This is a genomic window from Xanthomonas sp. WHRI 1810A, from assembly GCF_040202885.1.
In the GTDB taxonomy this organism is placed as follows: domain Bacteria; phylum Pseudomonadota; class Gammaproteobacteria; order Pseudomonadales; family Pseudomonadaceae; genus Aquipseudomonas.
Window position 1 is genome coordinate 571,474 of sequence record NZ_JBEGED010000002.1, and the last position, 14,056, is coordinate 585,529.

The 14,056-nt window shown below is 63.2% G+C and carries 14 protein-coding genes and 1 riboswitch; of the genes, 9 read left to right on the forward strand and 5 right to left on the reverse strand.

What is annotated here, in order from left to right:
* Positions 1 to 29: 29 nt before the first annotated feature.
* Entirely contained in the window at positions 30 to 344 is a 315-nt protein-coding gene (locus ABQX22_RS05790; protein ID WP_349797407.1) for an RcnB family protein, read from the reverse strand.
* Positions 345 to 561: 217 nt separating this feature from the next.
* On the opposite strand from ABQX22_RS05790, the gene ABQX22_RS05795 reads away from it, so the two are divergent.
* Positions 562 to 1,527 (forward strand): endonuclease, encoded by a 966-nt coding sequence (locus ABQX22_RS05795; protein WP_349797409.1) that lies wholly within the window; start codon positions 562 to 564, stop codon positions 1,525 to 1,527.
* A 156-nt stretch (positions 1,528 to 1,683) separates the two neighbouring features.
* Positions 1,684 to 3,315, forward strand: a complete 1,632-nt coding sequence (locus tag ABQX22_RS05800) for a methyl-accepting chemotaxis protein (RefSeq protein WP_349797411.1) — start codon at positions 1,684 to 1,686, stop codon at positions 3,313 to 3,315.
* A gap of 80 nt (positions 3,316 to 3,395) precedes the next feature.
* Here the strand turns inward: ABQX22_RS05800 and ABQX22_RS05805 are convergent, their stop codons facing one another.
* On the reverse strand, positions 3,396 to 3,695 hold the full coding sequence (locus ABQX22_RS05805) for an ArsR/SmtB family transcription factor (protein ID WP_349797412.1): 300 nt from the start codon (positions 3,693 to 3,695) through the stop codon (positions 3,396 to 3,398).
* A gap of 97 nt (positions 3,696 to 3,792) precedes the next feature.
* Here ABQX22_RS05805 and ABQX22_RS05810 point away from each other — a divergent pair, with 97 nt between their 5' ends.
* Positions 3,793 to 4,881, forward strand: a complete 1,089-nt coding sequence (locus tag ABQX22_RS05810) for an NADH:flavin oxidoreductase/NADH oxidase (protein ID WP_349797414.1) — start codon at positions 3,793 to 3,795, stop codon at positions 4,879 to 4,881.
* Between the two features lie 271 nt (positions 4,882 to 5,152).
* On the opposite strand, the gene ABQX22_RS05815 is transcribed toward ABQX22_RS05810, so the two are convergent.
* On the reverse strand, positions 5,153 to 5,848 hold the full coding sequence (locus ABQX22_RS05815; RefSeq protein WP_349797416.1) for a tRNA (adenine(22)-N(1))-methyltransferase: 696 nt from the start codon (positions 5,846 to 5,848) through the stop codon (positions 5,153 to 5,155).
* A gap of 218 nt (positions 5,849 to 6,066) precedes the next feature.
* On the opposite strand from ABQX22_RS05815, the gene ABQX22_RS05820 reads away from it, so the two are divergent.
* Positions 6,067 to 6,552: a GlcG/HbpS family heme-binding protein gene (locus ABQX22_RS05820; RefSeq protein WP_349797418.1), complete on the forward strand. Its 486-nt coding sequence runs from the start codon at positions 6,067 to 6,069 to the stop codon at positions 6,550 to 6,552.
* A gap of 158 nt (positions 6,553 to 6,710) precedes the next feature.
* Positions 6,711 to 8,120 carry a GntR family transcriptional regulator MpaR gene (gene mapR / locus ABQX22_RS05825; protein WP_349797420.1) on the forward strand — a complete coding sequence of 470 codons (1,410 nt, stop codon included), beginning with the start codon at positions 6,711 to 6,713 and terminating at the stop codon, positions 8,118 to 8,120.
* 355 nt (positions 8,121 to 8,475) lie between these two features.
* Here mapR and ABQX22_RS05830 read toward each other — a convergent pair whose 3' ends face one another.
* Positions 8,476 to 8,904, reverse strand: a complete 429-nt coding sequence (locus tag ABQX22_RS05830; protein ID WP_349797422.1) for a (R)-mandelonitrile lyase — start codon at positions 8,902 to 8,904, stop codon at positions 8,476 to 8,478.
* 132 nt (positions 8,905 to 9,036) lie between these two features.
* On the opposite strand from ABQX22_RS05830, the gene ABQX22_RS05835 reads away from it, so the two are divergent.
* Together ABQX22_RS05835 and ABQX22_RS05840 are read left to right on the forward strand one after the other, a co-directional pair.
* Complete coding sequence (locus ABQX22_RS05835) at positions 9,037 to 9,927, forward strand: LysR family transcriptional regulator (protein WP_349797424.1); 891 nt, start codon at positions 9,037 to 9,039, stop codon at positions 9,925 to 9,927.
* Between the two features lie 62 nt (positions 9,928 to 9,989).
* On the forward strand, positions 9,990 to 10,553 hold the full coding sequence (locus ABQX22_RS05840; RefSeq protein WP_349797426.1) for a nucleotidyltransferase family protein: 564 nt from the start codon (positions 9,990 to 9,992) through the stop codon (positions 10,551 to 10,553).
* Between the two features lie 15 nt (positions 10,554 to 10,568).
* Here the strand turns inward: ABQX22_RS05840 and ABQX22_RS05845 are convergent, their stop codons facing one another.
* Entirely contained in the window at positions 10,569 to 11,774 is a 1,206-nt protein-coding gene (locus ABQX22_RS05845) for an MFS transporter (RefSeq protein WP_349797428.1), read from the reverse strand.
* A 111-nt stretch (positions 11,775 to 11,885) separates the two neighbouring features.
* Here ABQX22_RS05845 and ABQX22_RS05850 point away from each other — a divergent pair, with 111 nt between their 5' ends.
* Positions 11,886 to 12,530 (forward strand): TetR/AcrR family transcriptional regulator, encoded by a 645-nt coding sequence (locus ABQX22_RS05850; RefSeq protein WP_349797430.1) that lies wholly within the window; start codon positions 11,886 to 11,888, stop codon positions 12,528 to 12,530.
* A gap of 53 nt (positions 12,531 to 12,583) precedes the next feature.
* Positions 12,584 to 13,756, forward strand: a complete 1,173-nt coding sequence (locus ABQX22_RS05855; RefSeq protein ID WP_349797432.1) for an epoxide hydrolase family protein — start codon at positions 12,584 to 12,586, stop codon at positions 13,754 to 13,756.
* A gap of 43 nt (positions 13,757 to 13,799) precedes the next feature.
* Positions 13,800 to 13,995, forward strand: a riboswitch (cobalamin riboswitch).
* The last annotated feature ends 61 nt before the right edge of the window (positions 13,996 to 14,056 follow it).

Below are 14,056 nucleotides of genomic sequence, written 5' to 3' on the forward strand. Positions count from 1 at the left end.
ACCCGGCCGGCGCGCACGATGGTGCCGAATCAATGGCCGGCTTTGGACTTTTCAATCATTTCCACGATGGTGCCGGTCGGGACATCCACCAGCGCGTATTTGTCGTACACCTCGACCCACTGCTGGTTCTTGCCGGGCGCGCTCAGGTGGCGCTTTTGCCAATCCTTGAGCCCCAGGCTTTCGCGCTGGTACTGGTCGGGCAGGTTGTCGCCCTTCTTCAACTCTTTTAACCCGGCGCCGGGACGGTCAATGGTCACCGACGGCTGCTCGGCGGCGAAGACGACGCTGCTCAGGGCACACAGCGCGGCGAACGCCAGACGGGGAAGGTGTTTTTGACGGGTCATCAGGGGGGTTCCTTGCTCGATTGGCTAGATGAAGGGCTGAACCGCGTCACGCGGATCCGGCCTGCTCACCTACCGACCCCTGCCGTGCCGAAAGTTTCCCTGAATCTGAAGTCACCCCTGCGGCACGGGCCGTGAACAGTCCACCCTGAAACACAATGGCCAGCGATGGCCCACGGCACCGGTATACTGCGCGGCTCACTTTGCCACTGCGGTCCCCATGAACAGATTTCTGCTTGCGTTAACCCTGTCGCTGTCGGTCATCCTCCCCGCCTTTGCCACACCCCCCGCCACCTTCTCTGAAGCCAAGGTCGTCGCCCGACAAAAGGTCTATCCGGACCAGGGCAGCAGCGCCATGGGCGATCTGTATTGCGGGTGCAAATGGACGTGGGTGGGTAAATCCGGCGGTCGTATCGACCCCGCCTCCTGCGGGCTTGAGCCCAGAAAACAGGAAACCCGCTCAGACCGCACCGAATGGGAACACATCGTGCCGGCCTGGACATTCGGTCACCAGCGCCAATGCTGGCAGAACGGCGGCCGTGAGCACTGCGACCAGGACGACCCGGTCTTTCGCGCCATGGAGGCCGACCTGTTCAACCTGTACCCGGCCGTGGGCGAAGTGAACGGCGACCGCAACAATTTCAACTACGGCATGGCCACGGGCGTGGCCCCGCAATACGGCCAATGCAAGACCCGGATTGATTTCCAGCAGCGCGCCGCCGAGCCTCGGGACGAAGTGAAAGGGCTGGTCGCCCGGACCACGTTCTACATGTTCGATCAGTACAAGCTGAACATGTCGCGCCAGCAGCAACAGCTGCTCATGGCCTGGGACAAGCAATTTCCGGCCACGCCCTGGGAGCGGGAACGAAACACGCGGATTGCCGCGATCATGGGCCATGGCAATCCGTTCGTGACCGGCCAACGGACGTGGACTCAAGGCTATAAGCCCGTGGGAGAAGGCGTGGTCAGCGCCCTGCCCGGCAAAACGCCAGGCGCCGCTTCAATACCGCAAGTGGTCAGTTCTGCTGCCGGTACCGCGATCATCGGCAACAAGAACAGCCATCTGTACCACCTGCCTGTGGGCTGCCCCAGTTACGACAAGGTGTCGGCAAAGAATCGGGTGAGCTTCGGCTCCGAAGCGGCGGCGCGGGCGGCGGGTTATCAGAAAGCCGGCAACTGCAAATGAGATCCGAACGGATATGAGATACGAAGGGATCAGGCGGTAGCGCAGCGTTTTCGGGGGGCGAAGTGCATTTGCGCCAAAAATGTTGCCGATATGCCTTCAAGCTGAAACGGTTCAGGTCGATAGCGTGGTATCCATATATTGACGGACCGCCCGAACATGAACCTCAGAAGCCTCAACATTGCCCCCCGATCACTGATGTGTTTCGGGTTCTTCGCTGTTCTCATCACCGCCCTTGGCTTATTTTCCCTGCTGCAATCGTCCAAGCTCCAGGACGCGCGGCAGGGCCTGCAAGACAACGTGTTGCCCACCCTGATGGTCATCGCCGACATCAAGACCGACCTGCTGACCATCCGCCTGGGCAACACCGGCCTGCGGGCTGCGCAGACCAAAGCGTCGGCCGACAGCTCCCTGGCTCGCATCAATCAGGGCCGCAGCGTCCTCGACGCCGACGTCAAACGCCTCAAACCGCTGTTACTCACCGAAACAGGCCAGGCCGCCTACCAGGAGATGGAGCGCGACATGCTGGCGTATCTCGCCGTACATAGCCGCTTCCTGGACGCGGTGGCGCAAAATCGCGATGACCTCATCACCGCCATGACCCAGCCCACCGGCGAGCAGACTCAGGCGGCCGATCTGCTGGCCAAGGACATCGCGACCATCTCCCACCTGGCGAAGCTGAAGATGGAGCGCTCCAACACCGAAGCCGACGACACCTACGACCAGGCGCGCAATGTGGTGATCGCCGCGATTCTGATCGCCCTCGTCGCCACCCTGGCCCTGGCGGCCGTGTTCACCCGCAGCCTGGTGGCCCCCATCGCCAAGGCGCTGACCGTGGCTCAGCAGATTGCGTCCAATGACCTGAGCAAACCGATTGCCGTGGACGGCTCCGACGAGCCGGGCCGGCTGTTGGCGGCCCTGTCGGTCATGCAACAGAACCTGCGCCTCACCCTGGAGAAGCTGGGCGAGTCCTCTCATCAGCTGGCGTCCACGTCGGAAGAAATGACCGCCGTGACCGCCGACTCCCTGCACAGCGTTCAGCGCCAGAACGATGAAATCAACCAGGCCGCCACCGCCATCAATCAGATGAGTGCAGCGGTGGAAGAAGTGGCGCGTAACGCTGCCCTTGCCTCGACCGCCGCCACGGAATCCAGCGACGCCGCGAAAAACGGTCGCCAGCGGGTGGACGAAACCGTCAGCGTGATCAACGAACTGCATGAAGCCGTGGGCGCTTCGGCGGTTGAGATGGACGGGCTGGCCACGGAAGTGCGCAGCATCAGCGGCGTGCTGGACGTGATCCGCAGCATCGCCGATCAAACCAACCTGTTGGCGCTCAATGCCGCCATCGAAGCCGCCCGCGCAGGCGATGCAGGGCGCGGTTTTGCGGTGGTGGCCGACGAAGTCCGGGCCCTGGCGCACCGCACACAACAGTCCACCGCCGAGATCGAGAAGATGATCGCCTCGATCCAGACCGGCGCCAACAAGGCAGTGACGGCCATGGGTCAGAGCAGCGACCGGGCCCGGGCCAGCCTGGACGTGGCCGAAGCCGCCGGCCTGGCGCTGGGTGAGATCACCGCGGCCATCGTCCAGATCAACGAACGCAACCTGAACATTGCCGCCGCGACCGAAGAACAGGCGCAAGTCGCGCGGGAAGTGGATCGCAACCTCACCAGCGTGCGTGACCTGTCGATGCAAACCTCGGCAGCTGCCAACCAGACGTCGGCGGCCAGCAGCGAATTGTCGCAACTGGCGGTAGGGCTCAACCAGTTGGTCATGCAGTTCAGAACGTAAGCGCGATTGCTCGACCGTTCAGGTGATTCACCACAAAAAAGCCCGCCTTCATGGCGGGCGTTTGGTTTTAGCGGGTTGGCTCAGGCTTGCGCGAGGATGCTGTTCAGCAGGCCCGGAAAACGCTCCTCCAGTTCCTCACTGCGCAGCGCGTTCATGTGCGTCGTGCCCACGTTGCGGGTCTGCACCAGCCCGGCGTCGCGCAGCACCCGGAAGTGGTGGGACATGCTGGATTTGGGCCGTCCGCCGTCCAGTTCGCCGCAAGACGCCTCGGCGACCGCCGCCAGGCAGCGGACAATTTCGAGGCGGACAGGGTCGCTGAGGGCGAGAAGAACACGCTCAAGGGCGAAGTCGGAGGGCGATGGGTGTTTGAAGGGGCGCATGGCCGGCATGATAACAGGGGTTTCAATTTACGCCATACTTCGAATACTATCGAACAAGCGAAATGACTGATCATTCCCTTTCTTCCGGAGTAACACGATGTCCGCCCTGTTTGAACCGTTCACCCTCAAAGACGTCACCCTGCGTAACCGAATCGCCATTCCGCCGATGTGCCAGTACATGGCCGACGACGGCGTGATCAACGACTGGCACCAGGTGCACATTGCCGGCATGGCCCGCGGCGGCGCCGGTCTGGTGGTGGTGGAAGCTACTGCCGTTTCCCCTGAAGGCCGCATCACCCCGGGCTGCGCCGGTATCTGGAGCGACGAACACGCCCAGGCCTTCGTGCCCGTGGTCAAGGCGATCAAGGCCGCCGGCTCCGTGCCCGGCATACAGATCGCCCACGCCGGTCGCAAGGCCAGCGCCAATCGTCCGTGGGAAGGCGACGACCACATGGCCGCCACCGACCCGCGCAGCTGGAAGACCCTGGCCCCTTCCGCCATCGCCTTCGGCGCCAACCTGCCGCAAGTGCCAGAGGCCATGACCCTGGAAGACATCGCCCGCGTGCGTCAGGACTTCGTCGACGCAGCCCGCCGGGCACGGGATGCAGGCTTTGAGTGGATCGAGCTGCACTTTGCCCACGGCTACCTGGCCCAGAGCTTCTTCTCCGAGCACTCCAACCAGCGCACCGACGCCTACGGCGGCAGCTTCGACAACCGCAGCCGTTTCCTGCTGGAAACCCTGGCGGCCGTGCGTGAAGTCTGGCCGGAAAACCTGCCACTGACCGCGCGCCTGGGCGTGATCGAATACGACGGCCGCGACGAGCAGACGCTGGTGGAATCCATCGAACTGGCGCGTCGTTTCAAAGACGGCGGCCTGGATCTGCTGAGCGTGAGCGTCGGCTTCACCATCCCTGACACCAACATTCCGTGGGGCCCGGCCTTCATGGGCCCGATCGCCGAACGCGTGCGCCGCGAAACCGGCCTGCCGGTAACGTCCGCCTGGGGTTTCGGCACGCCGCAACTGGCACACACCGCTGTCGAATCGGGTCAGCTGGACCTGGTGTCGGTAGGACGCGCCCACCTGGCCGATCCGCACTGGCCGTACTTTGCCGCCAAGGAACTGGGCGTCGAAAAAGCGTCCTGGACCCTGCCAGCGCCGTACGCCCACTGGCTTGAGCGTTACTAACAGGCAAGCCTGCGTCCATCGCTTCTGATCGTACCCGCGCGCTGCGTGGGTGCGCCGTGATCGGGTTAGCAGACAGAGCGCGGGAACCATAAACAGTCCCTGCGCAAGACACGCACCTTCTGTAGGAGCGAACTTGTTCGCGAAGGCGATTCATTAGTCACCAGAGAGGTGTCGAATGGACGGGCCTATTCGCGGACAGGTCCGCTCCCACAGGTTGAACTACGGCGCTGCGCTAATCGCGACCCACTGCCAACCCGGTGGTAATGGCGGATCAGGCCAGCAACTCGCGGATCCACTGCGCCTGCTGGGTCACTTCCTGGACTTTCTCTGCGGGCACCGCCTGCCGCGCGTGGGCGAAGCTGGCAAGCGTGCGCTGCTTCTGCTTGAGCATCCGCTGCCATTTGCGCAAAAACGTCGGGCTGCGGGCCTGCATCTGCAGTGGCCCAAAGTACAGTGCCTCGGCGCTGTACTGCACGGGTCCGGTAGGTTCGGCGACGATGATTTCGTAATCGAAGCGGTTCTCCCGCAGCAGCTCCTCGCAGACGATGCGGTAATCATGGTCCATCAACCACTGTCGCAACGGCTGCTCGCCCCCATTAGGCTGCAGAATCAGCCGCTCCTGGCCGCTCAGGCGCGTCTTGCCCTGGTCGAGGATGTCGCGAATGGTCTCGCCGCCCATGCCGCAGACGCTGATGGCCGTGATTCCGTCCGCCGGTTCCACCGCTTCCAGCCCATCCGCCAGACGCACGCTGATCTGCTGCTCCAGGCCGTTCTCTTGCACGGTACGCGTCGCCGACCGAAACGGCGTCAACGCCACTTCCCCGGCCACCGCCGCCGTGATCACGCCCCGGCGCATCAACGCTACCGGCAGATAGCCGTGATCGGAGCCGATATCCGCCAGGCGCGCCCCCTCAGGCACCTGCGCCGCCACCCGCTCAAGGCGCCTGGACAATGTGTGTTCGTTCAACGACTGCCCCTTCCCGCCCGAAAAACCCCGCCCACGTTTGGGCCGCAGGCGTTATACACGATCCTGCCCGGTCCCGCGGGTTCTATGCCAGCGTGCTGGCCATACCCGCGCCAGCCAAGTCGTATTACCTGTGAGGTAATGATAGGACCGCATCACTGTGATTACCTGCTGTGGGTTCGCGCTAAGCTGGTGTTCAACCCATTGCAGGTAGATCCACCATGTTCCTGAAACCCTTTATCGTGCTAATCCTGGCTGGTGTCGTCGCCCCCATGGCCAGTGCAGCGTCAACGGCCACCGCCATTACTCACAAGGCAACCTTGAACCTGGAAACCGCCAACCATCTGGTCCAGGCCGCGCAGCAATTCGCCAGTGAACACGGCTGGCCGTGCGCAGTCGCGGTGGTCGATGACGGCGGCTGGGCAATCCTGACGGCGCGGATGGATGGCGCACCGGTGGTCTCGGGTGTCGACCTGGCGCAGGGTAAAGCCAAAACCTCGGCGTTGTTCAAACGCCCGTCCGACGATCTGGAAAAAGGCATCAACGGCGGACGTGCTGCAGCCATCACCGCAGGCCTGGTCATGATGAAAGGCGGCCAGCCCATTCGGCTTGAAGGCCAGGTGGCAGGCGCCATCGGCATCAGCGCCGACACCCCGGCCCACGACGATGAAATCGCCCTGGCGGCGTTGAAATCGCTGCAACCGTGACGCCTGGCGGCGACCGCGCGGGCCGGGCCGCTTCGATCCGCCCTGCGGGTCGCCCGCCACAGGATCAGCGTATGGCCCGACGGCTGTCGGCCGTCGAGCCATCGTAATCTCATCGCGGGTAGCTCATTCTGTGCGCCTGAAAACAGACGTGGCTGCCGATGAAACGCTATGAACAGTTCGCCGCCTCCATCGCCGAGATGATCCGTAACGGCCTGTTGGCACCCGGCGATAAAATTCCTTCGGTCAGGCTGGCCAGCCAGCAATACGCGATCAGCCCCTCAACCGTGTTCCAGGCCTATTACCTGCTCGAAGACCGGGGCCTGATCCAGGCCCGGGCCCGTTCGGGCTACTACGTGCGCGATCACGTGTCGCAGGGCATGACCGAACCTCAACCGATCCACCACCCCAGTGATGGCGCAGAGGTCAGGGTCAGCGATTTGATCTACTCGGTGCTGTCCTCGCTGAAAGACCCTGGCACCGTGCCCTTCGGTTCCGCGTTTCCCAGTCCGGCCCTGTACCCCCTTCCCCGGCTCGCGCGCTCGATGGCCAAGGCTGTGCGCGAACTGGACCAGACCGAGCTCATCAGCAACATCACCTCTGGCCACGCCGAGTTGCGCAGGCAAATTGCGCTGCGGTACATGATCAACGGGGTGCGACTGCCGATGGCCGAGCTGGTCATTACCAACGGCGCCATGGAAGCCCTCAACCTGTGTCTTCAGTGCGTGACCCAGCCAGGCGACCTGGTCGCCATCGAGGCGCCGGCCTTCTATGCCTGCCTTCAAGTGCTGGAGCGCCTGAAACTCAAAGCCGTTGAAATACCGGTGCAGGCCCGTGGCGGCGTGGACCTCAAGACCCTTGAGGACGCCTTTGATCGCCTGCCGATCAAGGCGTGCTGGTTCATGAGCAGCTTCCAGAACCCCCTCGGCGCGAGCATGGAGCAGGCCGATAAACAGGCGCTGTACCGGTTGTTGCAAACGCACCAGATCCCGCTGATTGAAGACGATGTGTATGCCGAGCTCTACTTCGGGACCAAAGCGCCTCACCCGGTCAAGCGCTGCGATCAGGAGGGGCTGGTGATGCATTGCGGCTCATTTTCCAAAAACCTGGCGCCCGGTTACCGCATCGGCTGGGTGGCTGGCGGGCGCTACACCGAACAGATCAACCGCCTGAAACTGATGACGACGATTTCTCCTTCAGTGCCGGCCCAGGCCGCCATTGCCGATTACCTGCAACACGGCGGCTACGATCGTCATCTACGAAAACTGCGTGACAGCCTCGAGATCCAGCAAAGCGCCATGCTGGCTGCCGCCGCACGCTACTTTCCCGCGGACACCCGGGTCAGCCAGCCGGTGGGCGGGTACTTTTTATGGTTTGAATTCCCGGAGCGGGTGGATTCGCTGCAGCTTTATCAGCAGGCCCTGGCGCAAGGCATCAGCATCACCCCGGGCCCGATATTCTCGGCCACCGAGCGTTTCGGTCACTGCGTGAGGCTCAATTACGGACACCCGTGGGACAAACGCAGCGAGGACGCGATGGCAGTGCTGGGGAGGCTCATCGCCACGTTCTGAGCTCAGTCCCCGCACAGATCCGGTCACACCGGCGGAATGGTCGCGAGTAAACCAATCCCGATGGTAAGCGCTAAAAAGCCAAGCAAGCACAGTGCGAGTTTGCCCATGAAAACCTCTGAGTCGTTGAGTATCAGGAACGGTTTCGCAGGCAGGAAACAACGTCGAAACGTGCGTCCGGATCACGTGGAAACCGCTGCGATGATCGGGCAGCGGCACGTTTGATAACAGACTCAGAATGACGATAAAAAAGCGGATCAGCGGCAGACGGCGGCGCCGTAGGCGCGGGCCTGTCCGCGAAGACGCCCGCACGTCCAACCCATTACCGGCGGCTGAAACACAGCCATTGCTGGCACCCTTATTCGGTTACCAGCGGGCCGCCCAGGTACTGTTGGTCGGTCACCGGCTCCATCCATTCGGTGTTCTTGCCGTCGATGGTTTCGGTGACGGCAAAGTGAGACATGGCGGTGGTGTCGGCGGCGCCGTGCCAGTGGCGTTTTCCGCAGGCGCAGGAGACGACGTCACCGGCGCGGATTTCGGTGCGCGGGCCGCCTTCGCACTGGGTCCAGCCGACGCCGGTCAGCACCACCAGCACCTGACCCAACGGGTGCGCGTGCCAGAAGGTCCGCGCGGAAGGCTCAAAGGTGACGATGGCACCTGTGGCACGGCCCGGCGCCACAGCCTGGAACATGTTGTCGATACGCACCGAACCGGTGAACCAGGTGTCGGGCCCCTTGACCGAGGGCTTGCTGCCGGCGCGGATGATGGTCTGGTCTGCCTGGGTCATGTAAGTCACTCCGTAAAATGAGGGCCCGGCGCACATGCCGAACCCCTGGATAGGCCTGGCGGCCAATCTAAGGCTTTCATGACTCCGTCACTAGGTGGCAAAATGTGCATACACTCATGCACTGGCGGATAAATGGCCACGCCCGATCTGAACAACCTGGTCGCCCTCCTCACCGTGGCCCGGGAACGCAGCTTCACCCGCGCCGCCGCGCAACTGGGCGTCTCCCAGTCGTCCCTGAGCCGTACCGTCACCGCGCTGGAAACCAAGCTCGGGATGTTGCTGCTGACCCGCACCACCCGTAGCGTCTCGCCCACCGAAGCCGGCCAGCGCCTGCTGGATTCGGTAGCGCCCAAACTGGAAGAGATCGAAGCCGAACTGCTGGCCGTGGCCGAACTGCGTGAGCGGCCGGTGGGCACGGTGCGTATCTCCGCCACCGACTACGCCGCCAACCAGTATGTCTGGCCCAGGCTGCAAAGCCTGCTGCGCGAGCACCCGGAACTGCGCGTGGAAATGATCAATGATTACGGCCTGACGAACATCGTCGCCGAGCGCATCGACGTTGGCGTGAGGCTGGGCGATCAGGTCGAAAAAGACATGATCGCGGTGCGCATCGCCGCCGACGAAACCCTGGCGATAGTCGGGGCGCCGGCCTACCTGCAAGGCCGTCCAGCACCGCAGACACCCCAGGACCTCATGACCCACAACTGCATCAACCTCAGGCTGCCGACCCGGGATTCACTCATGCCGTGGGAACTGAGCAACGGCACGCAGCACACCGAAGTGCGGGTCAACGGGCAGCTGGTGTTCAACAATGCCTACCAGATGCTGGACGCCGCCCTCAAAGGCTTCGGCCTGGCATACCTGCCCAAGGCTCTGGTGGAACCGCAGGTGCAGGCGGGAAACCTGTGCTGGGTGCTGGAGGACTGGTTTCCCACGTTCATTGGGCACCACGCGTTCTATGCCACCCGCCGCGAGTCTTCACTGGCGGTGCGGTGGGTGATTGCCGCCCTGCGTGGCGGTTGACTCGTATGCGAAAGCCGGTTAGCCAATCATCGACGTTGGCGAACGCGCACCAGGAGCGTTGCATGACATTGACTGTCCCCGCCCTCATCGATATCGCGATGTCCAACCCGATCAATGCACAGATCGTCTCGCGACTGCCGTCTCTGAAGCTGAACCAATGCATGCTCACCGCCGGCTGTCTGTTCCAGGCGGTGTGGAACCGGATCGGGGATCGGCCGGTGGCGTCGGGGGTGAACGATTACGACGTTTTCTACTTCGATCAAGACCTGTCTTGGGAAGCCGAAAACGCGGTGATTGTCGCCGCCGATGCGCTGTTCCAGGACCTGGGCGTGAAGGTGGAGCTGAGGAATCAGGCGCGGGTGCACCTGTGGTTCAAGGATCGCTTCGGCGGCGACTACCCTCCCCTGCATTCAGCGAAAGAAGGCATCGACCGCTTCCTGATCAGCTGCACCTGCATCGGTCTGGACATCGACAGCGGCGAGCTCTATGCCCCTTACGGGCTGGCGGAACTTGAGCAAGGGATTCTGCGCATGAATTCGCATTTCCCCCAGCCCGAGCTGTTCGTCAAAAAAGCCCGGAGCTATCAAGTGCGATGGGAGTGGTTACGCACGTTGCCACCCGCGTGACGACCCCGCCACACCTCAATGCCCCGCAACCACCTGAGTGCCATGCCGTTGACCTTGGGGAAAACCGTGGTCCCGTGCGCGGAAGGCAATGACCAGGCTGATCAGCAGCAGCGCCAGCAACACCGCGGGAAAGGCCCCCACGCCAAATTGACCGAGCAACACGCCACCCAGCAGTCCACCGCCGGCGATGGCGCTGTTCCACACCACGACGTTCATGGACAGCGCCACATCGGCGCCCTTGCCGGCGGCGTCGGCCAGGGCTGTTTGCAGCAGCGTGGCAGCGCCGCCAAAGGTCAGGCCCCAGACGAAGACCCCGGCGTAAACGGCCACCGCCGAGGCTGAGAACAGGCCGAAGAAAATCGACACCGCCGCAAAGGCGCCAAGGCTGACCAGCACCGTACTTCGCAGGTGCCGGTCCACCAGCCGCCCCGTGACCCAGATGCCGGCCAGCGCGGCGACGCCGAATGACAGCAATACCAGATCAACGTGAGAGGTCAGCCCGGCGCTGGACACAAAGGGCGCGACGTAGGTGTACAAAATGTTGTGAGCCAGCATCCAGGTGAAGACCACCCCCAGCACCGAGCGCACCCCCGGGGTGAACAGGACCTGACGCAGTGCCATGCGCTGTGACGCCAACTGACCGGGGTAATCGGGCACTTTGATCAGCACCCAGGCGATCAGCGCCAGGGTCAATCCGGACATCAATCCGAACACCATGCGCCAGCCCATAAACCCACCCAGCCAAGTCCCGAGCGGCACGCCCAGCGACAAGGCGATGGGTGTTCCCACCATCGCCACGGCCAGTGCGCGCCCCTGCAAACGAGGCGTCACCATGCGCCGCGCGTACCCGGCGATCAGGCTCCAGGCCAGCCCTGCCGACACGCCGGCGAAGAACCGCGCAACCAGCGTCACCCCGTAGTGGGACGACAACGCGGTGATGGAATTGAAGACCAGAAAGCCGACGATCGTCGTCAGCAGGACGGTCCGGCGGCGCCAGCTCTGTGTAGCAATGGTCAACGGGATGGCGGCCAGCAATGAACCCAGCGCGTAGACCGTCACCATCTGCCCCGCCAACGACGGCGAGATGGCCAGCCCGTTGCTGATCTCCGGCAGCAAACCGGCCGGCAAGGTCTCCGTGACGATGCAAATGAAGCCGGTCATTGCCAGCGCCAACAAGGCCCCCAGCGGAAGCGTTTCTGCCTGCTGTTCATCGGTGGTCATTCGAATTCCTCCCATTAATATAACGATCGATATAAATATAGGGAGGGGTCACCGGGTAGTCAATCATTTATGTATCGACTAGTATCTATATGACTCAGAGGAGGCTTTTCCATGGCACAGATGGGACGTCCGCGCAGCTTCGACCGTGACGTGGCAATTGATCAGGCACTGCATTTGTTCTGGGAGCATGGCTTCGACGCGACCTCGCTCAGCCAGCTCAAGGCCCACATCGGCGGCGGTATCACAGCACCCAGCTTTTACGCGGCGTTTGGCTCTAAGCAGGCGCTGTTCGTTGAAGTGATGGAGCGGTATCTGAAGACCCACGGCCGGGTCACCGACAGCCTGTTCGACAGCAGCCTGCCGCCACGGGAAGCCATCGAACGCACGCTCCGGCGCTCGGCGAAGATGCAGTGGGAGGCCGGCCATCCCAAGGGCTGCCTGGTGGCGCTGGGTTTCTTGAGCGCCTGCACCGAGGAGAGCAAAGCGATCTCCGCGCCGCTCGCGCAGGCCCGGGCCGATAACCGGGCCGGTATCCTGGCCTGTGTCGAGCGCGCCGTTGCCGCCGGGGAACTGCCGACCACCGTGATGCCCGACGCGTTGGCCAGCGTGTACGACAGTTTCATGCTGGGGATGTCGGTGTTGGCCCGGGACGGCGTGGCTTTCGAGCAGATCGACCAGGCAGTGACGCAGCTCATGGGTTTATGGGATGCGTTGCGTGTCACCGGCCCACTGTCGGTGGAAAGTCAGCAAACCTGACTGCCAGACGTTACTGCCGACCCTACCCTCTTTCCTCCCACCAGGTAGCTGACATGGCCATCCGTCCTTTCACGCTGTCCGTACCTTCCGAGCAACTGGACGACCTTCATCGGCGCCTGCTTGCGACGCGTCTGCCCGACACGCTGACCAGCGACAGCTGGAATGACGGCACCGCCGCGGTGTTCCTTCAGCGGCTGCTGAGTTACTGGACCGATGAATTTGACTGGCGTGCCCAGGAGCAGCGCATCAATCAGCTGCCGCAGTTCATGGCAGAGATCGACGGCCAGGCGATTCACTTCGTGCACCAGCGCGGGGTCGGGCCCAGACCGATGCCGCTGATCCTGACCCATGGCTGGCCGGGCTCGTTCCTGGAGATGGAAGACATCCTCCCGCGCCTGACGGATCCGGCGAAATATGGCGGTGACGCAGCCGATGCATTTGATGTGGTTGTGCCGTCCCTGCCGGGCTACGGCTGCTCCCCCGCCCCGACCGGCGCCGGGACCAGTACGCAGCAGATCGCTGACCTCTGGGCAGCGCTGATGGGCGAGCTGGGCTACGACCGGTTTGGCGCCCAGGGCGGGGACATCGGTGCCGGCGTGTCCATGTGGCTCGCCCGCCGCCACAGCGCCCGCATGATCGGCGCCCACCTCAATTTCATCCCCGGCAGTTTCAGGCCGCCCCTGGGGGACGACCAACAACCGTTAAGCGAGCAGGAACAGGACTTCCTCAATCGCGGCAGTCAATTTTCGGCCAGCGAAGGTGCCTACGCCGCGCTGCACGCCACCAAACCCCAGACCCTGGCGTTCGCCCTTTCCGACTCCCCGGCAGGCCTTGCGGCGTGGATCGTCGAGAAATTCCAGGCGTGGGTGGATCACTCCGGCAACCTGGAACAGGTGGTGCCGTTCGACACGCTGCTCAGCGACATTTCGCTGTACTGGTTCAGTGGCAACATTCAGGCGAGCCTGCGGCTGTACAAGGAAAACCGCCTGAACCCGCTGGTGTTCCCGGCCAATGAGCGCGTACAGACCCCCTTGGGCGTGGCGGTCTTTCCCAAGGAGCTGCCGATGCCCCCACGCAGTTGGGTGGAGCGCGTGTTCAATGTGCAGCGTTGGGAACACCTGCCGCGCGGCGGTCATTTCGCGGCGCTGGAGCAGCCCGATTTGCTGGCCGAGGAGATTCGACGCTTTTTCAGGCCGCTGCGGGATCAGGCGCCGCAGGCTCGATGAATCCCCAGACACGGCTGCAAGAATGGTGAAACACACTGCGATCGACTACCATGCCGGCGCCGGTTTCCACATGGGATTAATAGGGAATCCGTGATGCCTTGCGCGGCATCAAACGGAACTGCCCCCGCAACTGTAGGTGCTGAGCCTGCTCCTGAACTGCCACTGGAATCGCTTCCGGGAAGGCCGGAGCCAGGCGACGACGCACCAGTCAGGAGACCTGCCGGCCAAGCAAATCACTAACCGGCGGGGTGTCCGGGAAGGACATCCTTGCGCCGTGTGTCACCTCAGTGACCGGCACTT

Excerpts from the sequence above, each read along its gene's own strand:
- ABQX22_RS05790 (WP_349797407.1), bottom strand. The coding sequence starts at position 344 with ATGACCCGTCAAAAACACCTTCCCCGTCTGGCGTTCGCCGCGCTGTGT.
- ABQX22_RS05795 (WP_349797409.1), top strand. The coding sequence starts at position 562 with ATGAACAGATTTCTGCTTGCGTTAACCCTGTCGCTGTCGGTCATCCTC.
- ABQX22_RS05800 (WP_349797411.1), top strand. The coding sequence starts at position 1,684 with ATGAACCTCAGAAGCCTCAACATTGCCCCCCGATCACTGATGTGTTTC.
- ABQX22_RS05805 (WP_349797412.1), bottom strand. The coding sequence starts at position 3,695 with ATGCGCCCCTTCAAACACCCATCGCCCTCCGACTTCGCCCTTGAGCGT.
- ABQX22_RS05810 (WP_349797414.1), top strand. The coding sequence starts at position 3,793 with ATGTCCGCCCTGTTTGAACCGTTCACCCTCAAAGACGTCACCCTGCGT.
- ABQX22_RS05820 (WP_349797418.1), top strand. The coding sequence starts at position 6,067 with ATGTTCCTGAAACCCTTTATCGTGCTAATCCTGGCTGGTGTCGTCGCC.
- mapR (WP_349797420.1), top strand. The coding sequence starts at position 6,711 with ATGAAACGCTATGAACAGTTCGCCGCCTCCATCGCCGAGATGATCCGT.
- ABQX22_RS05830 (WP_349797422.1), bottom strand. The coding sequence starts at position 8,904 with ATGACCCAGGCAGACCAGACCATCATCCGCGCCGGCAGCAAGCCCTCG.
- ABQX22_RS05835 (WP_349797424.1), top strand. The coding sequence starts at position 9,037 with ATGGCCACGCCCGATCTGAACAACCTGGTCGCCCTCCTCACCGTGGCC.
- ABQX22_RS05840 (WP_349797426.1), top strand. The coding sequence starts at position 9,990 with ATGACATTGACTGTCCCCGCCCTCATCGATATCGCGATGTCCAACCCG.
- ABQX22_RS05845 (WP_349797428.1), bottom strand. The coding sequence starts at position 11,774 with ATGACCACCGATGAACAGCAGGCAGAAACGCTTCCGCTGGGGGCCTTG.
- ABQX22_RS05850 (WP_349797430.1), top strand. The coding sequence starts at position 11,886 with ATGGCACAGATGGGACGTCCGCGCAGCTTCGACCGTGACGTGGCAATT.
- ABQX22_RS05855 (WP_349797432.1), top strand. The coding sequence starts at position 12,584 with ATGGCCATCCGTCCTTTCACGCTGTCCGTACCTTCCGAGCAACTGGAC.